At 65.9% G+C, this 21,743-nt stretch carries 18 protein-coding genes; 10 read left to right on the forward strand and 8 right to left on the reverse strand.

Annotated features, from left to right (window positions below; genetic code table 11):
* Nucleotides 1-68: 68 nt before the first annotated feature.
* Nucleotides 69-2,651 (reverse strand): ATP-dependent helicase, encoded by a 2,583-nt coding sequence (locus tag GWG67_RS31615; RefSeq protein WP_275173417.1) that lies wholly within the window; start codon nucleotides 2,649-2,651, stop codon nucleotides 69-71.
* A gap of 239 nt (nucleotides 2,652-2,890) precedes the next feature.
* Here GWG67_RS31615 and GWG67_RS31620 point away from each other — a divergent pair, with 239 nt between their 5' ends.
* Complete coding sequence (locus tag GWG67_RS31620) at nucleotides 2,891-3,064, forward strand: DUF1328 domain-containing protein (RefSeq protein ID WP_007600914.1); 174 nt, start codon at nucleotides 2,891-2,893, stop codon at nucleotides 3,062-3,064.
* A 5-nt stretch (nucleotides 3,065-3,069) separates the two neighbouring features.
* Here GWG67_RS31620 and GWG67_RS31625 read toward each other — a convergent pair whose 3' ends face one another.
* Nucleotides 3,070-3,576 carry a thioesterase family protein gene (locus tag GWG67_RS31625; protein WP_275173419.1) on the reverse strand — a complete coding sequence of 169 codons (507 nt, stop codon included), beginning with the start codon at nucleotides 3,574-3,576 and terminating at the stop codon, nucleotides 3,070-3,072.
* An 87-nt stretch (nucleotides 3,577-3,663) separates the two neighbouring features.
* On the opposite strand from GWG67_RS31625, the gene GWG67_RS31630 reads away from it, so the two are divergent.
* Together GWG67_RS31630 and GWG67_RS31635 are read left to right on the forward strand one after the other, a co-directional pair.
* Nucleotides 3,664-5,088, forward strand: a complete 1,425-nt coding sequence (locus tag GWG67_RS31630) for an FAD-binding oxidoreductase (RefSeq protein ID WP_275173421.1) — start codon at nucleotides 3,664-3,666, stop codon at nucleotides 5,086-5,088.
* A gap of 50 nt (nucleotides 5,089-5,138) precedes the next feature.
* Entirely contained in the window at nucleotides 5,139-5,501 is a 363-nt protein-coding gene (locus tag GWG67_RS31635; RefSeq protein WP_275173422.1) for a hypothetical protein, read from the forward strand.
* Nucleotides 5,502-5,507: 6 nt separating this feature from the next.
* Here the strand turns inward: GWG67_RS31635 and GWG67_RS31640 are convergent, their stop codons facing one another.
* The 4 genes from GWG67_RS31640 to GWG67_RS31655 form a co-directional block, all read right to left on the reverse strand.
* Nucleotides 5,508-7,175 (reverse strand): SulP family inorganic anion transporter, encoded by a 1,668-nt coding sequence (locus GWG67_RS31640; RefSeq protein WP_275173556.1) that lies wholly within the window; start codon nucleotides 7,173-7,175, stop codon nucleotides 5,508-5,510.
* Nucleotides 7,176-7,339: 164 nt separating this feature from the next.
* Nucleotides 7,340-7,606 (reverse strand): hypothetical protein, encoded by a 267-nt coding sequence (locus GWG67_RS31645; RefSeq protein WP_275173424.1) that lies wholly within the window; start codon nucleotides 7,604-7,606, stop codon nucleotides 7,340-7,342.
* Nucleotides 7,600-7,875, reverse strand: coding sequence for a GCG_CRPN prefix-to-repeats domain-containing protein (locus GWG67_RS31650; RefSeq protein ID WP_275173426.1), 276 nt, complete (start codon nucleotides 7,873-7,875; stop codon nucleotides 7,600-7,602). The genes GWG67_RS31645 and GWG67_RS31650 overlap by 7 nt, the downstream gene beginning before the upstream one ends.
* 92 nt (nucleotides 7,876-7,967) lie before the next feature.
* Entirely contained in the window at nucleotides 7,968-8,297 is a 330-nt protein-coding gene (locus tag GWG67_RS31655; RefSeq protein WP_275173428.1) for a hypothetical protein, read from the reverse strand.
* A gap of 172 nt (nucleotides 8,298-8,469) precedes the next feature.
* Here GWG67_RS31655 and GWG67_RS31660 point away from each other — a divergent pair, with 172 nt between their 5' ends.
* Both GWG67_RS31660 and GWG67_RS31665 read left to right on the forward strand, forming a co-directional pair.
* Nucleotides 8,470-9,180: a response regulator gene (locus GWG67_RS31660; RefSeq protein WP_275173430.1), complete on the forward strand. Its 711-nt coding sequence runs from the start codon at nucleotides 8,470-8,472 to the stop codon at nucleotides 9,178-9,180.
* Nucleotides 9,181-9,198: 18 nt separating this feature from the next.
* Nucleotides 9,199-10,545, forward strand: coding sequence for a cell wall metabolism sensor histidine kinase WalK (locus tag GWG67_RS31665; protein WP_275173431.1), 1,347 nt, complete (start codon nucleotides 9,199-9,201; stop codon nucleotides 10,543-10,545).
* Here GWG67_RS31665 and GWG67_RS31670 read toward each other — a convergent pair.
* Complete coding sequence (locus tag GWG67_RS31670; protein WP_275173557.1) at nucleotides 10,539-12,029, reverse strand: caspase family protein; 1,491 nt, start codon at nucleotides 12,027-12,029, stop codon at nucleotides 10,539-10,541. The genes GWG67_RS31665 and GWG67_RS31670 overlap by 7 nt on opposite strands.
* A gap of 427 nt (nucleotides 12,030-12,456) precedes the next feature.
* Here GWG67_RS31670 and GWG67_RS31675 point away from each other — a divergent pair, with 427 nt between their 5' ends.
* Genes GWG67_RS31675 through GWG67_RS31685 form a run of 3 tightly spaced genes read left to right on the forward strand, consistent with a single transcriptional unit; the run spans nucleotide 12,457 to nucleotide 16,351 of the window.
* Nucleotides 12,457-13,488 (forward strand): TRAP transporter substrate-binding protein, encoded by a 1,032-nt coding sequence (locus tag GWG67_RS31675; RefSeq protein WP_275173433.1) that lies wholly within the window; start codon nucleotides 12,457-12,459, stop codon nucleotides 13,486-13,488.
* A gap of 7 nt (nucleotides 13,489-13,495) precedes the next feature.
* Nucleotides 13,496-15,361 (forward strand): TRAP transporter large permease subunit, encoded by a 1,866-nt coding sequence (locus GWG67_RS31680; protein ID WP_275173435.1) that lies wholly within the window; start codon nucleotides 13,496-13,498, stop codon nucleotides 15,359-15,361.
* Nucleotides 15,362-15,373: 12 nt separating this feature from the next.
* On the forward strand, nucleotides 15,374-16,351 hold the full coding sequence (locus GWG67_RS31685) for an NAD(P)-dependent oxidoreductase (RefSeq protein ID WP_275173437.1): 978 nt from the start codon (nucleotides 15,374-15,376) through the stop codon (nucleotides 16,349-16,351).
* 6 nt (nucleotides 16,352-16,357) lie between these two features.
* Here GWG67_RS31685 and GWG67_RS31690 read toward each other — a convergent pair whose 3' ends face one another.
* Nucleotides 16,358-17,491: an ABC transporter substrate-binding protein gene (locus GWG67_RS31690; RefSeq protein ID WP_275173439.1), complete on the reverse strand. Its 1,134-nt coding sequence runs from the start codon at nucleotides 17,489-17,491 to the stop codon at nucleotides 16,358-16,360.
* A gap of 350 nt (nucleotides 17,492-17,841) precedes the next feature.
* Between GWG67_RS31690 and GWG67_RS31695 the strand changes: the two genes are divergently transcribed.
* Nucleotides 17,842-20,232 carry an EAL domain-containing protein gene (locus GWG67_RS31695; RefSeq protein WP_275173441.1) on the forward strand — a complete coding sequence of 797 codons (2,391 nt, stop codon included), beginning with the start codon at nucleotides 17,842-17,844 and terminating at the stop codon, nucleotides 20,230-20,232.
* Nucleotides 20,233-20,320: 88 nt separating this feature from the next.
* Nucleotides 20,321-21,613, forward strand: coding sequence for an MFS transporter (locus GWG67_RS31700; RefSeq protein ID WP_275173558.1), 1,293 nt, complete (start codon nucleotides 20,321-20,323; stop codon nucleotides 21,611-21,613).
* Nucleotides 21,614-21,743: the final 130 nt, after the last annotated feature.

The raw sequence follows: 21,743 nt of genomic DNA on the forward strand, positions 1-21,743 counted from the left end.
CGCGGTGGTCAAGGGGCGTAGAAGGAAGAAACGGCAGCGTAACGCCACCGCCACACAGGGCAGGGGCCTCACGCCCGCTGCACAAAACTGTCCACGACCTTCTTTTCCCCCGCCTTGTCGAAGGCGATGGTGAGCTTATTGCCGTCGATCTTGGTGACGCGGCCGTAGCCGAATTTCTGGTGGAAGACCCGGTCTGAGACGGAGAATTCCGAGGTCGTGCCGGTGGATTTGGCCACCAGCTCGCCCTCGATCGTCAGCGGCCCACGGCGGCGCGAGGAGAAGCTGCCGAAATCGGGCGAGGACGACTGGGACGAAAACGACGAGGCCTGTTCCTCGAAGCTGCCGCGGCCGCCATTGCCGCCCCCACCGCCGCCACGATTGCGATTGGCCTGGGCGCGCTGCCAGCCCGGGGTCGAATAGGTGGAGCCGAACGCTTCCATGTCGTCGAAGCGGGAGGCCCCGTAGCCGCCGGTGCCGCCCCAGGCCGAGCCGCCCTTGGATTCCGTGATCTCGACATTGGCCGCCGGCAGTTCGTCGAGGAAGCGCGACGGGATCGTGGTCGACCAGGTGCCATGGATCCGGCGGTTGGTGGCAAAATAGATTTTGGCGCGGCGGCGGGCGCGGGTTAGGCCGACATGGCCGAGCCGGCGCTCTTCCTCGAGGCCGGCGCGGCCCTGTTCGTCCAGCGTGCGCTGGCTCGGAAACAGGCCTTCCTCCCAGCCGGGCAGGAACACGTTGTCGAATTCCAGCCCCTTGGCCGAATGCAGCGTCATCAGCGACACCGCGTCCTCATCGGCGCCGCTGTCGCGGTCCATCACCAGCGAGATGTGCTCCAAAAACCCTTGCAGATTCTCGAACTCCTCCATCGAGCGCACCAGCTCCTTGAGGTTTTCGAGCCGACCCGCGGCGTCCGCCGAGCGGTCCTTCTGCCACATCTCGGTGTAGCCGCTCTCGTCGAGCACGATCTGGGCCAGATCAGTGTGCGACGTGACCTCGCGCTGGGCGCGCCAGCGGTCGAACTGGGCGACGACGTCGCGCAAGGAGCCGCGCGCCTTCGGCTTCAGCTCATCGGTCTCGACCACCGCGCGCGCCGCCTCGAACAGCGGAATGCGGCGCTTGCGGGCGTGATCGTGCAGCATCTGCACGGTGGCATCGCCCAGGCCGCGCTTGGGCGTGTTGACGATGCGCTCGAAGGCGAGATCGTCGGCCGGTGAATTGATGACGCGCAGATAAGCCAGCGCATCGCGGATTTCGGCGCGCTCGTAGAAGCGCGGGCCGCCGATGACGCGATAGGGCAGGCCGAGCGTGACGAAACGGTCCTCGAACTCGCGCATCTGGTAGGAGGCGCGCACCAGGATCGCGATCTCGTTGAGCTTGTCGCCCTGGCGCTGGATCTGCTCGATCTCCTCGCCGATGCCGCGGGCTTCCTCTTCCGAATCCCAGGAGCCTGTGACCGTGACCTTCTCGCCGTCATGGTCCTCGGTGCGCAGCGTCTTGCCGAGCCGGCCCTCGTTGTGCGCGATCAGGTGCGAGGCGGCGGCGAGGATGTGGCCGGTCGAGCGGTAGTTGCGCTCGAGGCGGATGACCTTGGCGCCGGGGAAATCATGGTCGAAGCGCAGGATGTTGTCGACCTCCGCGCCGCGCCAGCCATAGATCGACTGGTCGTCATCGCCGACGCAGCAGATGTTTTTGGTGGGGCCTACAGGGACAGCCGTCATTCCGGGATGCGCCGAAGGCGCCCCGGAATCTGGAGCCGAGGACTCATCTCCGGATTCCGGGTTCGGCTCTTCGAGCCGCCCCGGAATGACAGTGGGCGAGGTTGGCTTCGACGGCGCCTGCGACAGCAGCCGCAGCCACAGATACTGCGCGACGTTGGTGTCTTGGTACTCATCGACCAGAATGAATTTGAAGCGCTGCTGGTACTGCCGCAGGATATCCGGGTGCTCGCGGAAGATGCGGATATCCTCGAGCAGCAGATCGCCGAAATCGGCGGCGTTCAGGATCTTCAGCCGCTCCTGATAGCTCGCATAGAGCTTGCCGCCCTTGCCGTTGGCGAAGACGGCGGCTTCGCCCGAGGGCACCTGCGACGGCGTCAGGCCGCGGTTCTTCCAGCCGTCGATCAGGCCGGCCAGCATGCGCGCGGGCCAGCGCTTGTCGTCGATGTTGTCGGCTTGCAGGAGCTGCTTCAGGAGCCGCACCTGATCGTCGACGTCGAGCACGGTGAAGTTCGACTTGAGCTGCGCCAGCTCGGCATGGGTGCGCAGGATGCGTCCGCCGATGGAGTGGAAGGTGCCGAGCCACGGCATGCCTTCGACCGCATGGCCGAGCATCTGGCCGAGCCGGTGCTTCATCTCGCGCGCGGCCTTGTTGGTGAAGGTCACCGACAGGATCTCGGAGGGGCGGGCGCGGCCCTGGCTCAGGATATGGGCGATGCGCGTGGTCAGCACGCGGGTCTTCCCGGTGCCGGCGCCGGCCAGCACCAGAACCGGGCCGTCCAGCGTCTCCACAGCCTCGCGCTGCTCCGGATTGAGCCCGGACAGGTATTGCGGGCCTACCGAGGCCCGCGCACGCGCGGCGATGCCGCCGGCTGCGGGTTGGTGGTCGGGGACGCTTTGGGACGTGATCTTGCTCGGCTCGGTCATGCGAATCATTTGCCCCACGTTGGCACCGCGGGGTGGTGAAAGGGGAGCCTTCTTAACAGGGATTGATCCCTATATGGGGCCGCGGTCGGGGGTTTTCCACGTGCGCGGAAAGCCAATTTGTTCCTGCGGGTCAGGCGAATTTCCGGCTCCAGCGGGCCGGAACCATTGTTCCGCGTTGGCGATTGGTTCTGCAAGTGAGGCGCGTCAGTCGCCGATCGCAGACAAACATCGAAACAGAGGTTCGGATCATGCTTAGCTGGGTAGTGACGTTTCTGGTTATCGCCCTGATCGCCGGTATCCTGGGCTTTGGCGGCCTCGCCGGCGCGTCGATCGAAATCGCCAAGATCATCTTCTTCATCGCGGTCGTGCTGTTCCTGGTCTCGGCCGTTGTTGGATTGGCCCGCGGCCGTAACAGGGTCTAGCGCGCTTACCGCTTCGAGGGCATCGCCACGTTGCGGCCGATGCCCTCGGGCCGCTGCACGGCGATGTGGGCCTTGACCACCGCTGCAATGCGCTCACGGATGTCTGGTGGAAAAGCCGCCACCTTTCGTGAGCCCATGTCGATGTGAAGCGACATGTTTTCCGACGTGGCGGACAGCCAACCCTCGGTCGCGTGTCGCAGCTCCTGGAAGGTGTGCAGCCGCTTGTCGTCGGCTTCCAGCAGCCAGACCGAGACCTGCACGGGATCGCCGAGGTGGATTTCGCGCAAATACCGCACGTGGCATTCGGCGGTGAAGGTCGAGCCGCTGCGCTCCTTCATGTAGCCCGGACCGATCCCGAGCGTCAGCCACATCTGGTCGATCGCGCGGTCGAACATCACGTTGTAATAGGCCATGTTGAGGTGGCCGTTGTAGTCGATCCATTGCGGCTCGATCTGCATGATCGAGGCGCGGAACGGCACGGTGTTGGTCGCTGTGGCGGCAGTCTCCGGCATATTTCCTTCCCCAGCTATGCGGCCGGTCGCTTGACTTGACCGGTGAGATGTCCTTTGCCACGGTTCGTCTCGTCGGGAGGAACGTCCGTGGGTACGACCATCACCAATAATCCGCCGCGGCCGGCGCCGAAAGCCCTCGCGAGCGCGCTGGAGCAGCTTGCCGCACGGTTCGGCAACCGCCTCATCACCTCGCAAGCCGTCCGTGAGCAGCACGGCCATACCACCACATGGATCGTGAACCAGCCGCCGGACGGCGTGGTGATGGCGCAGGAGACCGCCGACATCCAGGACGTGGTGCGGATCTGCGCGAAAAACGGCGTGCCCGTCATCGCCTTCGGCACCGGCACCTCGCTCGAGGGCCAGGTCAACGCACCCGCCGGCGGAATCTGCATCGATCTGCGCGACATGAACAAGGTGCTGGCGGTGCATGCCGAGGACCTCGACTGCGTGATTCAGCCTGGGGTCACCCGCAAGGCGCTCAACGAGCATCTCCGCGACCAGGGCCTGTTCTTCCCGATCGACCCCGGCGCCGACGCCTCGCTCGGCGGCATGGCCTCGACCCGCGCCTCCGGCACCAACGCGGTGCGCTACGGCACCATGCGCGACAGTGTGCTGGCGCTGAAGGTGGTGCGCGGCGACGGCGAGATCATCACGACCGGCACGCGTGCGAAGAAATCATCCGCCGGCTACGACCTGACGCATCTGTTCGTCGGAGCCGAGGGCACGCTCGGCATCATCTCCGAATTGACCATCCGCCTGCGCGGCATCCCCGATACGATCGCGGCCGGCGCGGTGTCGTTCGAGACGGTGCATGGGGCGTGTCAGGCCGTGATCCTGGCGATCCAGACCGGCATTCCCGTCGCGCGGATCGAGTTGCTCAACGCCGCGCAGGTGCGGGCCTGCAACGCCTATTCGAAGCTGACGCTGCCGGAAACGCCGCTGCTGCTGATGGAATTCCACGGCAGCGAGATCGAGGTCGCCGAGCAGTCCAAGGCCTTCGCCGAGATCGCCGGGGAGTACGGCGGCGGCGATTTCTCCTGGACCACCAAGCCGGAGGATCGCACAAAACTGTGGCAGGCGCGGCACGACGCCTACTGGTCGGTCAAGGCGCTGCGGCCCGGCGACAGCATCGGCGTGGTCGCGACCGACGTCTGCGTGCCGATCTCGCGGCTTGCCGAATGCGTCGGCGAGACCGAGGAAGATCTCAAGCGCCTCAACCTGTTGTCGCCGATCGTCGGTCATGTCGGCGACGGCAATTTCCACTGTTCGCTGGTCTGCGACACCAACGATGCCGACGAGATGGCGCGCGGCGAGGAGTTCATGCATCGGCTGGTCGAGCGCGCGCAGGCGATGGACGGCACCTGCACCGGCGAGCACGGCATCGGCCAGGGCAAGCAGAAATACCTCAAGGCGGAGCTCGGCCCCGAGGCGATCGACGCGATGCGGGCGCTGAAAAAGGCGCTCGATCCGCAGAACATCTTCAATCCCGGCAAGATCGTACCGGAGGCGTAGCGCCCGCCGTGGCCGCCGTTTATGCTCGCTCCCTCACCACGGAGCAGGCAATGCAGTGGTTCGCGCGCAAGACGCGTCAGGACATCTGGGACGAAGCGATCGAACGGCCGCTCGGCGACATCGAGGCCGCCGAGCGCATCCGTGCGATCTGTGACGCCGCTGCGGCCAGCGCGGCAGGCAGCGCGCGCAACGACAAGCGCGACAGCGAGCGCTACGAGCGGGCGGCGAAAGTCGCGATGGAAATCGCGATGAAGATCTCGGATGGACTGATGCGCGACGACGCAGTCCGTCGCATCGTCGATCTCTGCATGACAGCGAACGACCTCAAGACGGCGCAGATCCTGTTTCGCGCGATCCATGCCAACTGGATCCGCGAAACGGTGCAGCGGGATCATCCGACATTGGCGCAGTGAGCGCAGTTATTTCGCCAACTTCCGCACGGCCTCGTCGACGCTGTGGAAGACGTTCTCCCGGGGCAGGGCCTCGAACAGCCTGAACCGCTCGAACGCGTCCTGCGCACGCACCGATTCCAGCCGGGCCAACGCGACCGTGACGCCCTGTTCGCTGCACGCCCTGAACACGTCAAGCAGGATCTGCGCGGCGGTAAAGTCGATCTCGACCATGCCGCTCGCCTCCAGCACCAGCAGCTGCGGCGGCGTCGCGCCGAGCACCTTGGCTACGTCGCTGCGAAAGCCGGGCGCGTTGAGGAACGACAGCGGCGCCTGCAGTCCGATTACGGCGACGCCGGCGATCCGCTCGCCGGCGATGTGCGGATGCGCCGGCCACCAGATCGTGGTGCCCGGCACGCGCTCGAACTCGACGAGCCGCGCGCGCGTCGTGCTCCAGATGCCGTGCAGCAGCGACAGCACGATGCCGAGGAATGCGCCCTGCTGGATCGGCAGCACGATGATCAGCGCGGCGGTGGCGACAATCAGCAGGAATTCGCTCGGGGATTGGCGATAGATCGTGACGATCTGCTTCACGCGGATGATGCGCAGGGCGACGAACAGCAGGATGCCGCCGAGGGCTGCGTCCGGAACGTGCTGCAGCAACCCCGTTCCAAACGCGAGCAGCGCCAGCACGATTGCAGCCGCGGCGAGGCCCGCGAGCTGCGATTGTCCGCCGGTCTCGGCGACAATGCCCGTCCGCGGCGGGCTGGCATTGACCGGAAATGCACCGAACAGGCCCGACAGCACGCTGCCGGCGCCCGCGCCGAGAAAGTCGCGATCGACATCGGCCGGCTTGTCGGGATCGGACGGGAACGAGCGCGTCGTCGCCGCCGTCTGCACCATCACCACGACCGTGATGACAAAGGCGAGCGGCACGAGGCGGACCCATTGCTCCGGAGCGAGCTCGGGGAAGGTCGGCCGCGGCAGCGTCCCCGGCACGAGGCCGACGACATTGACGCCCTTGTTCTCGAGGCCGAGCGCGATCGTGGCCAGGGTCGCGGCAACGAGCCCGATCAGCGCGCCCGGGATTTTTGCGCTGATCTTCTCGGCGACGAAGACCACGGCCAGCACACCGAAGCCGATGCACAGCGTGAACGGATTGGTGCGGCCGAGTTCGCTTGCGAGCACGCCGATGCGATCGAGCGTCGGCCCGCTCGGCGAGTCCAGGCCCAGCACGCCCGGCACTTGCGACACGATGATGTGGACGGAGATGCCGGCGAGGAAGCCGACCATGACCGGCACGGACAAGAGATTGGCGATGCCGCCGAGGCGGAAAGCGCCGCCAGCCAGCATCATCGCGCCGACCATCAGCGCCAGCGCGATCGCGAATCCCTGATACTCAGGCGAGCCGGCGGCGGCCAGCGCCGCCAGCCCGCCGGCGAAGATCGGCGTGATCGTGGAATCGGCGCCGCAGGACAGGAAACGATTGCCGCCGAGCATCGCAAAGCCGAGCGACCCCGCCATGAAAGCGAAGAAGCCGATCTGCGGGGCGAAGCCGCCGAGCCGTGCGGTCGCCATCTGCTCGGGAATCGCGATCGCCGCAAGCGTCAGGCCGGCCATGAGGTCGCCAGGCAGCGAATAGGACGCCAGCGAGCGAAATAGCGGCCATGATGTTGCGGTGTGAGCGTCCTGCGCCATCAGCAGCGAATCCCCGAAGCGTCCCGTTGGCCGACCAGACCACAGCTGCCGGTCGTCGGCAAACATGGGGTTGCCGGCCTCGCCGCTATATCGTGCGACGCCGCAGGGCCCGCAGGCACTTATCGCGTCTGCGAGCCCCACGCGCACTCTCGCGAGACTACGCTCTATGGCTTCGACGCCTGCGCCTGCTTCAGCGCGCTCTTGCAGCCATCCGATAGCTGGTCGAAATGCTCGATCATGCACTGCTTGACGCGGCCGCCTCCCGGCATGATGCCAGAGCACAGCGCGCGCATGTCCGCGGTGCACGCTTGGCGTACCTCCTGTCGCGGTTGCTGGGCGGACGCGGCGCCCGCGGACGATACCGCGACCAGCGCGGAGATGATGGCCGCGATCGCGCGTCGCAGCTCCCGCAGTTGTACAGGTCTCACCATGCGCAGACCCTCCGCGCGCCGAATGGCGTGCTGGTCCACCAACAAGCCCCCGGATAGGGAGGCGCCGCATAGGCATAGGGTGCATAGGGCACGATGTTCCGCCGGCACAGGCCGTTGGCCGTCAGGTGCCAGCCGGGCCCGCAGCCGCCGCTGACTTCGGTGAGGCTGTCGGATATGGCGGGGTGAGGGCTGGGACTGAAGGCCAGCGCGGTCGAACCTGCGGCCAGTGCGGCTGCCGCGGCCGACGCCAAGATCGTCAATCGTCGCATTCGAGATATCCATGTTTGCAGGTTGGAGGGAAGGCAGTCCGCGGCCACTGTTCTGACCCTGGCCGGAATTTCACGGTCGTGCGGCGCGACGGTCAGTACCGGTATCCGTAATAGGGATGGGTCACGACCGTGCCGCTGCGCGCCACGCTATTGCCGTTCGGACCCGTCGTGGTGCGCGTGTAGTCGAATGCATGCGGACCCACGCGCGTGATGCTGCCGCTGCGTGCGATCGTGCCGCCATAGGGCCCCGTCACCGAAGCCGAACGCGAGCAGGTACCGCCGGCGCATCCGCCGCTGGCGCTGCCGTAATAGGTGCCGCGCCAAGTCGTGACGCTGCCGCTGCGAACCCAGGCGTTTGCGTCGGAGGCGCTCGTGAGGGCCAGCACCGTTGCGAGTGATAGCGAAGCCAGGATGAGTTTCATCGGATACTCCCGTTTGCGAGGACGCGCCGGAACGAGACCGGTCGCCGCATGGGGGCCAATCTCGCCTCGATGTTTTGCCGTGATGTTGCCGGCGAGGCCGGATATGTAACGTTTTGTAACGAGTGATGGGCTCGCCACATTCCCGCCGGCGGGTTGCTCGATAGAGATCGCGATGGACACTCGGACGATCATGATCGTGGAGGACGACCGCGAGATCCGCGCGCTCTTGGCGGACCTGCTGACGCGGGAGGGCTATGCGCCGGTTTGCGTCGAGAACGGCGCGGCGATGGACCGGGCGCTGATGCAGGCATGCCCGGATCTCATCGTGCTTGACATCATGCTGCCCGGCGAGGACGGACTGTCGATCTGCCGGCGCCTGCGCAGCAAGGGCCGCACGCCGATCTTGATGCTGACGGCCAAGGCCGAGGATGTCGACCGCATCATCGGCCTGGAGCTCGGCGCCGACGATTATCTGCCGAAGCCCTTCAATCCCCGGGAATTGCTGGCGCGCATCAAGGCCGTTTTGCGGCGTGTGGACGGCCCGCTGCAGATGCCGCCGCCGCGGCGCATTGCTTTCGGCAGGCTGGTGGCCGATCTCGACGGGCGCAGCCTGTCCAACGACCAGGACTGCATGGTCGAGTTGACGGCAGCGGAGTTTGATCTGCTGGCATGTTTCCTCGAACGGCCCAAGCGGGTGCTATCGCGCGACCAGTTGCTCGACTGGACGCGCGGCCGGACCGCGGATCCGTTCGACCGCGTCATCGACGTGTCGGTCAGCCGGCTGCGCCGCAAGCTCGTCGCCGCGGATCCCAAGGCTGCGTTCTCGATCAGGACCGTGCGAAATGGCGGCTATCTCTTCAGTGCTGACGTCCGCCCGCTCTGATCACGGAGCCTGTGGGGGATGAGCAGGCTTCATATCGCCGCCCGCCTTGGCCTTATCGTCGTCGGCGCCATCATTCTCGTGCAGTTGCTGTCGGTGGCTATCTATTTCGTGGAGCAGCGCGGCCGCGGCGAGCCGTCCGGATTTGCCGCTTTGTTCGCGCAGGTCGCCGCCTTGGCGGAGGCGATCGACAGGGTCCCGCGCGACGATCGTGACCTGGTGCTGCGCGCGGCCACGACGGCGCGATTCAAGCCGGTAGTGCGCCAGGACGTGCCGCCCAACCCGTTGCATGGCCGTTTCCTGGGCAGTGCGGAGCAACGGCTGCGCGCGCTGAGCGGTGTGCCGGCGGAGCGGCTGGTCGCATTGTCCTTCGTCAACGTCAGGGACGGCCAGCAGGTGGCCCGCTTGCGTGATCTCGTCACCTCGCGCCTGCAAGCCATCATTGAACTTGCTGGCGGCGGCTATCTGGTAATCGAGACCGCAGGCGAGCTCGGCCTTCGCCTGCTCGGCATTCCTGTTGGCCTGCTGGCCGGAATTCTCGGCTTCGTGGTCGCTTTGGCGGCCTTGCTCGCGGTCCGCCACGAGACCAGGCCGCTGTCCGAGTTGACCGTCGCCATCGAGCGCTTCGGCGCTGCCATGGAGACCAGGCCGGTCAGCGAGCGGGGTGCTCCCGACGTTCGGGCGCTGATCCGCGCCGTCAACGCCATGCAGGCGAACATCGCCGAACTGCTGCGCAGCCGCACCCTCGTGCTCGGCGCGATCAGCCATGATCTGCGCACTTATGTCACGCGGCTGCGGCTACGTCTCGAGCTGCTGCCCGAAAGCGTGCAGCGGGACAAGGCAATCGTCGATCTCGACGACATGCAATCGCTGATGGATGATGCGCTCGCCTTTGTCCGCGCCTCGTTCGCAGGCCCGTCAGCGGAGACCGTCGATCTTGCTCGCGTCGCGCGGACCGAGTACGAAGCGCGCAAGGGCGCCTGCGAAGCGGTGACGCTCACCTGCGAAGATCCGTCTCTCCTCATCCGCGGCTCGGCTGCGGGCATGGCTCGGGTCATTGCCAATCTGGTCAACAACGCGATCCTCTATGGTGGCGCCGCAGACATCTCCTTGCATGCCGAGACCGGTGTGATCGATCTCCTGGTCGAGGACCGCGGGCCGGGAATCCCGGTCGACGAACGCACCCGCGTATTCGATCCATTCTACCGGCTGGAGACCTCGCGCAGCCGCGAGAGCGGCGGCGCAGGATTGGGACTCACAATTGTGAGGCAAGTTGTCGAAAGCAACGGCGGCACGGTCGCCATCGAGGATCGTCCCGGTGGCGGCACGCGTGTCCGCGTCCGGCTGCCGCGCGAGCGGCCTCAGTAACGGCTGCGATAGCCATCGCCGCGTCCCGGGCCACCGTAGTTGCCGCCTCGGCCGCCCATGCCCATGCCAATTCCGATGCCTATTCCGACACCTATGGCTTCTGGCGGCGGGCCGGCCGGCGGCGCGCGCTCGTAGATCACTTCATCGGGCGGCGGCCGGCGCGGCCTGGGCGGCGCGTCGACCACCTTGCGCTTCGGCGGCGTGTCGTCGACGCGCTTCTTGATCACGGGCGCGATTGTCGGGTTGACCGGCGTTGCCGGTGTCGAAGGCGTCGAGCACGGGCAGGTTGGCGCCATCGCGACGGCGACCGGGGCGGGAGCGGCCGCGACAGCAGCAGGCAAGACATAGTTGCGATTCTGCACGCGGAGCAGCAGCCTGCGTGCGGTCGCAGCCAGATCGCTGTTGTCCCAGTTCGCCAGATAAGCCTCGAACGAGGCGCGGGTGTTGATCGCGGTGGCGCGCTCCCAGGCCAGCATCTGGCGCCGGCGCTCCATGATCGTGCGCAGGCGCGGCGTACGGGTATCCTGAGCATACAACTCGATATAGGCCTGATACGCCGGCACGGTATCGTCGGTGATCACCATCTCATAGGCGACCATGGCCGGCTTGCCCTGCAAATCCTTGCGCCAATCCTCAAGGCTGCGCGTGCCGCTCGCAAGTGCCATGGAGGATGCGCCAGGAAGCGCAGTCTGACTGCCGCTGCTGTCGCCGCCGAAGAACTTGAAGTCGGTCGTCAGCGACGAGCTTTCCCAGGGGATCTGGCGCCCGTCGGTCGATTGCGCCACGGCGACGCGAATGCGCTTGAACACTTCCTCGATCGGCAGATTAGGCTGCTTGGCGACGGTCAGCGCCGCGGTAGTGTAGGGGCTGTCGATGCCGGAGCCATCCTCGGCTTCCGCACCGGGCGAGGTCGAATAGGAAATGAAGGAGCCCGGCGCGCCGGCCTTCGTGTCGACGATCGCAAGCCCGTGTCCGGCGCCGCGGAGTGCCGGGAACGGATTGTTGCGGCAGGCATCGAGCATGAAGATGCGGGCTCGTGTCGGCAGCGCGCCAAGCGTGTTGAGCAAATCGTTCAGCCGCACACCCTGCAGCGGAATGTCGGCCTCGCGCTTGGGGTCGAGATCGACGGGAACGAGATAGTTCTCGCCGTCGATCTGGAGACCGTGGCCGGCATAGAACACCAGCGCGACGGTGTCGGCGCCGCTGGCGCTGACCTTGCCGGCGAAATCCGAGATCGCCTGACGCATGTCGTTCTGCGCCAGATTGGAAGCCGTGGTAACGGTGAAGCCGGCATTGCCGAGCAGCTCCGTCATGCCCTTGGCGTCGTTGGCTGCGTTGGGGAGTTCCGGCACGGTGCGATAGGCCGATTGACCGATCACGAGTGCGAGCCGCGCTTCGGCCGCGGCCTCCGTCGGAATCGTCAATTGCGAGAGCGCGAGAAGACCGGATGCAAGAAACAAATTGCGAAGAATTGGACGGCGCATGGTGTCACCTCCATCGGCAATGCGCGCGATGATGTACCCTTTGTAGGTGGCCGCCATGCGTCTGTCTGTGCACTGGATCACGTTGAGCTGCGGCAAAATGGGGCAGGAGGTCTGCCGGAGCCAGTGCGGCATCGTTCTGGCGCCATCCATGTGAATTGCGCATTGATCCATGCGCCAATTGGATTGATCGCCGATGCCGCGCGAAAGCATCCTCGCGCACATCTGGCCCGATGCCGGTCTGAGCGAAAATCCCGCAAAAAACGCGGTTGTTTCGCCGCGCGCTGATGCCGTCGACCTTCGCGACACGCCGCTTTGCAATGGCCGGCCTCAAGTCTTGCCTGCGCCGTCGCTTTGGCCATACAGTCCGTGCAACGGGCTGCGGCAACGTCCGCGGCGCGAAAAACAATAATCGGGGAGAGACCGCACCATGTCCATCGTGCCCGTGAACCGTCGCGCGTTCATCAAGTCGTCGACGGGACTTGCCGCCGGCCTCGTGTTCTCCCCCGCACTCATCGGCCGCGCCGAAGCCGCGACGCTGAAGCTGAAATGCTCCTCCTCGCTGCCGAACGATCCCAAATTCGCCAACGGCCGCGTCTATTACGACAATCTCGTGAAGAACCTGAAGGCGAACGGCCTCGGGGAGCAGGTCGAGGTCGCGTTCTTTCCCGACAACCAATTGGGTCAGGAAATCGACGTCATCAACTCGGTGAAGCTCGGCGTCATCGACCTCATGGTGTCGGGATCGTCGATCTCGGCCAATCTGGTGCCGCTGGTCGGGACCTTCGATCTCGGCTTCCTGTTCTCGAGCTTCCCGCAGCAGACCAAAGCGTTCGATTCCGGCGCCGCCAAGCCGATCGAGGACGCGCTGCTCAAGGGCAGCAACATCCGCATCATCGCCTGGGCCTATAATTTCGGCTCGCGCAGCGTGCTGGCGCGAAAGCCGGTGAAGACGCCGGAAGATCTCGCCGGTCTCAAGATCCGCACCCTGCCAAATCCTGTCATCACGGAATGCCTGCGCCTGATGGGCGCCGCCGCGACGCCGCTGGCGTTCGGCGAAATCTACACGGCATTGCAGGCCGGCGTGCTGGACGGATTGGAGCACGATCCGCCGACCATCCTGGCCAGCAAGTTCTTCGAAACCGCAAAATTCTATGCACTGACGCAGCACAATTTCTCGCCGCTCGCGATCTACTTCAGCGACACGACCTACAATCGCATGGATCCGAAGCTGCGCGACGGATTTCTCGACGCCGCGAAGAAGGCTGCGGCCGACACGCGGACCCACGGGCTCGCGGTTGAGAAGGAGGCGCTGTCGGCCTTGACCGAAAAGGGCGTGACGGTGGCCGAATGCGACCGCGAGGCGTTCAAGAAGCGCGTCGCGCCGCAAATCGAGAACTTCATCAAGGCGCGGCCGGACTCCAAGGCCGTCATCGACATCATCCGCGCCACGCAGGCCTGACGTGGCAATGACGGCTGCCGTATCTCTCTCGGGCGGGCGCCACGGGAGCATCGCCCTGCTGCTTCGCGTCAGCGACGCGATCGCGGCCATTTTGCTGGCTGCGGATCTCGTCGTCGTCTGCGGTTCCGTGCTGCTGCGCTTCTGCTTCAACGCGCCGGTGGAGTGGTCCGACGACGTCGCGCGCGGCCTGATGGTCGGCTCCGCCTTCTTCGGCGCGGCGAGCGCGCTCGCGCGCGGCGAGAATGTCGGCGTCTCCTTCTTCCGCGACATGGCTCCGGCACGGCTGCGCGCGCTGGTCGACGCCGCGAGTTCGCTGCTCGTGGTGCTGATCTCGGGCTACGTTGCCTACAACGCTATCAAGCTCGGCTCGCTGACGGCGGGCCAGACCACCGGATCCGGCTTGCCGCTGGAGCTGACCTTCTACCCGATGGGCGCCGGCGCGCTGTTCATGACGGTGTTTGCGATCGACCAACTCTGCGCCAGGCCTCTCCCCGACATCGTCAGGGGCCTCGTCGCGATTGCCGTCGTGACTGGCCTCTATCTCGCCTGGGATTATCTGTCGCCCGCCACGGTGCCGTCGGCGGGCACGCTGATGCTGATCGGTTTCTTCGCGACGTTGGTCGGCGGGTTGCCGATCGGCTTTGCGCTGGCGCTGGCCGCGCTGATCTTCATCTGGGTCGAGGGCGCGCTGCCGGGCGTGATCTTCGCCCAGCAGATGGCGCGCGGCATCGACAATTTCGTGCTGCTCGCAATCCCGTTCTTCATCCTGGTCGGCTACCTCATGGAAGCCAACGGCATGTCGGTGCGGCTGATCGAGCTGTTGCAACGCGGGGTCGGGCGCATGCGCGGCGGCCTCAACGTCGTGATGGTGGCCTCGATGGTGCTGTTCTCCGGCATCTCCGGTTCGAAGATGGCCGACGTCGCGGCGGTCGGCTCCGTGCTGATTCCGGCGGCGCGCCGCTCCAAGCAAAATCCGGGCGGCGCCGTGGCGCTGCTCGCGGCCTCCGCGGTGATGGCGGAGACCATCCCGCCCTGCATCAACCTGATCATCCTGGGCTTCGTCGCGAACCTGTCGATCGGCGGCCTGTTCGTTGCAGGGCTGTTGCCGGCGGCGCTGATGGCGCTGGCCTTGATCACCGTCTCCATCATCTTCGGCAAGACCCCAACTGAGACTCCGGCTGATGAGGAGGACATCGCGCCGCAGATGCCGGTGTCGGGTCTGTGGAGCGGCGCGATCGCCTCGTTCGGCCTGATCTTCATGATCTTCTTCGGCTTCAAGAGCGGCTTTGCAACCGCCACGGAAATCTCGGCCTTCGCCGTGGCTTATGCACTCGTCGTCGGCAGCGTGGTGTTCCGCGAGCTCAGCTTCACATCGGCCGCACACAGCTTCGTCCAGGGCGCAACGCGCGCGGGGCTCGTGCTGTTCATCGTCGCGGCGGCGCAATCGCTGGCGTTCACGCTGACCCTGCAGCAGGTGCCGCATGCGGTCGGCGATTTCATGCTGGGATTGTCCAAGACCAGCGGCACCTGGCTGTTTATCCTGCTCGCGATCGGCGTGCTGATCGTGATGGGCTCGGTGCTGGAGGGCGCGGCCGCGCTGATCATCTTCGGGCCGTTGCTGCTGCCGGTGGCCGTGCAGCTCGGCATCGATCCCCTGCATTTCGGCGTGGTGCTTGTGATCGCGATGGGCATCGGCCTGTTCGCGCCGCCGCTCGGGCTCGGGCTCTACGGCGCCTGCCTGATCGGCAACGTGCCGATTGAGCAGACAGTGAAGCCGATCATGGGCTATCTCGGCCTGTTGTTCCTTTGCCTGCTCGTGATCGCGTTCGTGCCATGGCTCAGCACGGCATTGCCGCGCGCGTTCGGCTATTGAGGGAGTGTTGCCGTGAAAGTCCTGCTGGCCCACACGCCGGAGATGCGCCGCAATTACTACGGCGATCGCAGCCTGAACGGTTTGCGCGCGGCTGCCGAGGTGATCCTGCACGAAAGCGATGAGACGCTGGCATCAGCCAGCCTCGTGCGCGCTGCGCAAGATGTCGACATCATCGTGGCCGACCGCATGACCGAAGGACGCGGCGAGATCTTTGGGCAACTCCCGCGCCTGCGCGCCTTCGTGCGCTGCGCTGTCGACATCCGCAACGTCGATGTCGAGGCCGCCTCGAATGCCGGCGTGCTCGTGACCCGCGCCGGGCCCGGCTTCGTGCAAGCCGTTGCCGAGCTCGCCGTTGGCTTCATGGTCGATCTCTCCCGCGGCGTATCGCGGGCGACGGCCGATTACCACGCCGGCCGCAAGCCGGAGCCGCGGATGGGACGTCAGCTCGCCGGCAGCAAGATCGGCATCATCGGCTATGGCAGCATAGGGCGCTATCTCGCCGACATCGCCAAGGTGATGCGCATGGAGGTGCTGGTCGCAGATCCCTTTGCGACCATGAGCGACAGCGCCATCCGGCAGGTCAGCCTCGACGAACTCCTCGCCGTGTCCGACTATGTCGTCTGCCTTGCCATCGCCAACGAGCAGACCGAAAATCTGATCGGCGAGGCGGCGTTGACGCGGATGCAGAAGCATGCGGTCTTCATCAATCTCTCCCGCGGTAATCTCGTCGACGAAGCGGCGCTGGCGAAGGCGCTGCTTGAACATCGTATCGCGGGTGCCGCGATGGATGTCGGCCGCGCGCCTGACCAGATGCCAAGTCCGGAGCTTGCGAATCTTCCCAACGTCATCGCCACGCCCCATGTCGGCGGCCTGACGCCGGAGGCGATCGAATATCAGTCGCTGGAAACCGTGCGCCAGGTCGAAGCGATCGTCAAAGGCGAGGCCCCCCAAGGCGCCGTCAACGCCGACCGCTGGACGCGGCGGCCGTGAGCGGCTCTAAAGCCGGTCCACCGCTTTGAACGTCCCGTCCTTCTGGATCACCGTCAAAAACACCTTCGGCGGCGCGTCGATCATGCGCATGCCGACGGTGACGGTGCTGCCGCTGATGTCGAAGTGGCCGACATCGTTGATGGCCCGCAGCAGGCTCGCGCGCGTCGGTTGCGGTCCGGCCTGTTCCAGCGCCGCGGCCGCGAGACGGCCGGCGATATAGCCTTCGAGCGACACGAAACTCGGTGTCAGCGCGGGGTCGAACGCCGTCTGCGCCGCCTGGTAGTCGGCAACCAGCTTGAGGGAGCGGTCCCAGGGAAACGGCACGACCTGCGAGACGACGACGCCTTCGCCCTCGGGGCCAAGCTCCCGGGCGAGCGCAACGGCGCCGACGAAGGAGATGTTGACGAAGGTCGGACGCGCGCCGCTGCGGTGCGCGAGCTTGATGAACTCCGCGCAGGGACCGTAGGTCCCGACCATGACGATCGCCTCGGGTTCGACGCGCTTGATCGTGCGCCAGGCCGACGCGACCGCGCGGGTGTTGCGCTCGAAGGTGCCCTCGGCGGCGAGTTCGAGACCGCGCCTGGCAAGCGCGCGCTTCACGCCGGAAAGACCGTCGCGCCCGAAGGAATCGTCCTGGTAGAAAATGGCGATGCGGGTGAAATGGCGATCCTCCGTGAGGTGCTTGACCCACGCCTCGGCCTCGGCGCCATAGCTCGCACGGATGTTGACCACGTTCGCGAGCTGGAGGTCGCGCAAGAATTCAGCGCCGCTGAACGGGCCGATGAACGGCACGTTCCTGGCGCTGGTGATCGGTATCGTCGCCACCGCCGTCGGCGTGCCCACCGCACCGATCAACGCGAACACCTTGTCGTCCTCGATCAGCCGCAGCGTCTGCACCGTCGAGCGGTCGGGATCGTAACCGTCGTCGCGGCTGATGAGCTGGAGCTTGCGGCCATGGACGCCGCCCTTGGCGTTGATCTCGGTGAAGGCTGCGACGATGCCCTGGCGCATCCGCTGTCCGAGTGCGGAGGAGGGACCTTCGAGCGCTGCGGCCTGGCCGAACAGGATTGCATCCTTGCTGACGCCGATCTCGTCGGCTTTCGCCGGCAGCATGATTGCTGCCAGGACGGCGACGGTCATGACGATGCATATCGCAGATCGAGATCGATACATCAGGAAAAGTCTTGCCGGGTGCGGTGAGTAGCTTTGTGAAAGCTATCGCCGCAGGATGAATCGCCGATGTATCGACGGCTCCGTACTACTCCGGGGAAAACCGGCAACTTATTGCGACAAAGTCCGCATCATCCTGCACTTCATTAACTAAGCTGGATAATGCGGAAAAACCGGGTTCCGAAATTGTGCAGTTCTTAACCGCGGTCCTGTTCCGATAGTGGCTCCGGCGGCTCAACCAGAGGTTCGGTTGGCCGGGAGAGGGGACGGCGGTTTCTGGAATGGGCGGTCGGGATCAGAACGATCAGGATCGGGGGCGTATGACCGGATGGTGGCGTGCCGCGCTGCTGCTCAGGCTCTATCGCCCTGCGCTCGTCGCGGTCGGAATCGGTCTTCTGTTTTCGGTCGCGGGTGCGGCCGCCGTGGCGCGATGGGAGGGCCGCGTCAACAAGATCGAGTTCGAGAACGCGGCCGAGACCGAAGTGATCGTCATGCAGAACGGCATGAGCGAGTACATCTCCAGGCTCGTCGCGCTACGCACGCTGTTCGAATCGACCAACCAGGAGATCACCCGCAGCGAATTCGAGACCTTCAGCACCCGCTTGTTCGAGCGCCATCCCGGCATGCTGCGCATTTCCTGGGTGCCGCGCGTGAACCGCAAGGAGCGCGCCGAATACGAGGCCGCGGCGATCACGGACGGCGTCTCCGGCTATCGCATCAAGTCGCTCCAGGGCGATGCGTTTGCGACCGCGCCGCAGAGCGACGAATATTTTCCGGTGCTCTACTCGACCCAGCCGAAGACGTCTCCGGTCTACGGCATGGACTACGCGACCGTTCCGGAACGCCGCGCGGTCCTCGAGCGCGCGCGCGACACCGACCGGATCGCCGCCATTCGCACCCGCCTCTTCGAGCCGAAGGCGGGCGGCCGGTTGCCCGACGTGCTCGTCGCCATTCCCGTCTACGCCAAGGGAACGTCGCGCGACACGGTCGTGGACCGGCGCCGCAATCTCGCCGGCTTCGTCGTCGGCGTCTTCGACCTGCCGCTGCTGATCCAGTCCATTCGCGTGACCACCGGGGCAAGCCCCGCGGTCAGCGTCAACGTCTATCCGCCGGTCCCGGGGCAGATCGTCGGCCAGGAGGACATGCTGCCGGATTATTCGTCGGCCGCCACGGTGCCGCAGTCGATGCGAGACGTCGCGCGGACCCTGCACTGGTCGGGCAATCTCAAGATCGGCGACTCCGATTGGCAGGTGCGGGCGGTTCCGGCTGCCGGCGGTCCGCTGGAGACGACCTACGATCGCGCGGGCGCGGTGCTGATCGTCGGCATGCTGCTGACGCTGTCGCTTTCGACCTATCTCATGCTCGCAAGCCGCAATTCGCGGCGGCTCTCGCTGGCGAACCGGCGGGTGCTCGAACTCGCCCAGACCGACATCCTGACCGGATTGCCGAACCGCGCCTTCTTCCTCGCCCGGCTCGACGAGCTCAATGGCCGTTTGAAGGACGGCGGTCCGACCTTCTCGATCCTGATGCTCGACCTCGACCGCTTCAAGAACGTCAACGACTCGCTCGGTCACGGTGCCGGCGATGTGCTGCTGCGTCAGGTCGCACAGCGGCTGAAATCCGCGTTGCGCGCCAGCGACGTGCTGGCCCGGCTCGGCGGCGACGAATTCGCCGTCATCCAGGAAGCTTGCGAGGATCAGCGCGTCTGCTCGACCGAACTGGCGGGGCGGATCGCCAAGCTCGTGGCCGAGCCGTTCCTTCTTCCCGGACACCGCGTCGAGATTGGCACCAGCATCGGCATTGCGATCGCGCCCGATCACGGCAGCGATCAGGAGCAGCTGCTGAAGAAGGCCGACCTCGCGCTCTACCGCTCGAAATCGTCGGGCCGCAACTGCTTCACCATCTACGACAAGGCGATGTCGGCTGAGCTCGAGGCGCGCAGCACGCTGGAAGGCGATCTGCGCGACGCCATCGCGCGGTGCCAGCTCGAGGTGCACTACCAGCCGTTCGTCGACGCCCTCAGCGGCGCGCGGCGTGGCTTCGAGGCATTGGTGCGCTGGCGGCATCCGACGCGCGGCTTGATTCCGCCGGACCAGTTCATCCCGCTTGCGGAGGAGACCGGGCTGATCGTGCCGCTCGGCGAATTCGTGTTGCGGCGCGCCTGCGCGGACGCGGCCGGCTGGCCGTCCGACCTCGCAGTCGCCGTCAACCTGTCGCCGATCCAGTTCAAGGAGGCCGAGCTGTTCGAGATGATCAGCGCGGCGCTCGCCGATTCCGGCTTGCCGCCCCAGCGGCTGGAGATCGAGATCACGGAATCCGTGCTGCTGGAACGCGGCGTCGAGAACCACGCCTTCATGGAGCGGCTGAAGAGCATCGGCATCGCGCTTGCGCTCGACGATTTCGGCACCGGCTATTCGTCGCTCAGCTATCTGACCGCGTTCCCGTTCGACAAGATCAAGATCGACAAGTCGTTCATCCGCAACCTCACGCATCAACCGCGCAGCTCCGCCATCATCTCCTCGATCGTGACGCTGGCGCGCGGGCTGGACATGTCGGTCACCGCCGAAGGCGTCGAGACCCGCGAGGAGTACGAGCGGCTGAAGGCGCTCGGCGTCAATTTCGCGCAGGGCTATCTGTTCGGCCGGCCGCACCCGATCGAACGGATCCTGTTCGATGCGCCCGTCAAACCATCCCAACGCGACGCCGCCTGAGCGCGGCCGCTCAACGGGCATGCGCGAAAAGCGCTTGACCCGGGCAGTCCCGGATGGTCGGAAGGACCGTCCAGGGATGAAACACACAATGCGGCTTCCGTTCTTCTACGGTTGGGTCGTGGTCGCGGTGACCTTCGTCACCATGGCCATCGGCGTCAACGCGCGCACCGCCTTCTCGCTGTTCTTTCCTCCCATCATCTCCGAATTCGGCTGGGAGCGCGGCGTCACCGCGGGCGCCTTTTCCTTCGGGTTCGTGGTATCGGGCATGGTCAGCCCGCTGATCGGCCGGCTGATGGACCGCGCCGGCCCGCGCGCGGTGATGGAGCTCGGCGTGGTTCTGATGGGTGGCGGGCTCCTGCTCGCGCCGCTCACGAGCCAGCCATGGCATCTCTACGTCACCATCGGCGTCATGGTCGGCGCCGGCTCGGTGTGTCTCGGCTATTCCGGCCAGTCGCTGTTCCTGCCGAACTGGTTCATCCGCACGCGCGGCCTCGCCATCGGCATCGCCTTCGCCGGGGTCGGCATCGGCTCGGTGACGCTGCTGCCGTGGGTGCAGCACATGATCGAAGGGACCGGCTGGCGCACCGCCTGCACTGCGATGGGCTTGATGGTCCTGATCGTGCTGGCGCCGATCAATCTGTTCCTGCATAGGCGCCCCGAGGATATCGGCCTGCGGCCGGACGGCGATGCCGCGCCGGCCGCGGGCGCCGCAAAACCGGCCTCCAACATTGTCGATCCCGTCTGGGCCGGGACCGAATGGACACTCCGGAAAGCGGTAGCCACGGCGCGGTTCTGGTGGATCGCGCTCGGCTATTTCTGCGGCCTGTACATCTGGTACGCGGTGCAGGTGCACCAGACCAAATTTCTGCTCGATATCGGCTTCAGCCCGGGTGTCGCGGTGTGGGCGCTCGGCATCGTCAGCCTGCTCGGCATTCCCGGCCAGATTCTGCTCGGCCATATCTCCGACCGGATCGGACGGGAATGGGTGTGGGCGATCAGCTGCGCGGGTTTTGCGATCTCCTTCGCGGCGCTGATGGCACTGAAATTCCAGCCGTCATTGTGGCTGGTCTATCTCATGGTGTTCACGCAAGGCGCGCTCGGCTACGGCCTGACCTCGATCATGGGCGCAGTGGTGTTCGAGATTTTTCAGGGCAGGCACCAGGGCAGCATTTTCGGCACGATCATGCTGGCGGCATTGGCCGGCGGTGCGGCCGGTCCTTGGGTCACCGGCTTGCTTTACGATCGGGTCGGCGACTACACGCTCGCCTTTGGCGTTGCCATCCTCGTGAGCGGGTTGTCGGCGCTCTCGATCTGGCAAGCCGCGCCGCGCAAGGTGCGCGCCGTCGCGGGCAAGCTTCAGGCGGACGCCGGCGCCGAATAGGTTCCGTACGCACCCAATTACCTTCGCGTGTTTGGCGGAATGTTAAGCATGTCGCGTCTTGGCGCGGTGCGAGCGGACTGCAAAAACGTCTTGGACACCATCGCGGCGCTAGCCTCGGTTGCCATATCTT

The organism is Bradyrhizobium sp. CSS354, assembly GCF_029051725.1.
Taxonomy (GTDB): Bacteria; Pseudomonadota; Alphaproteobacteria; order Rhizobiales; family Xanthobacteraceae; genus Bradyrhizobium.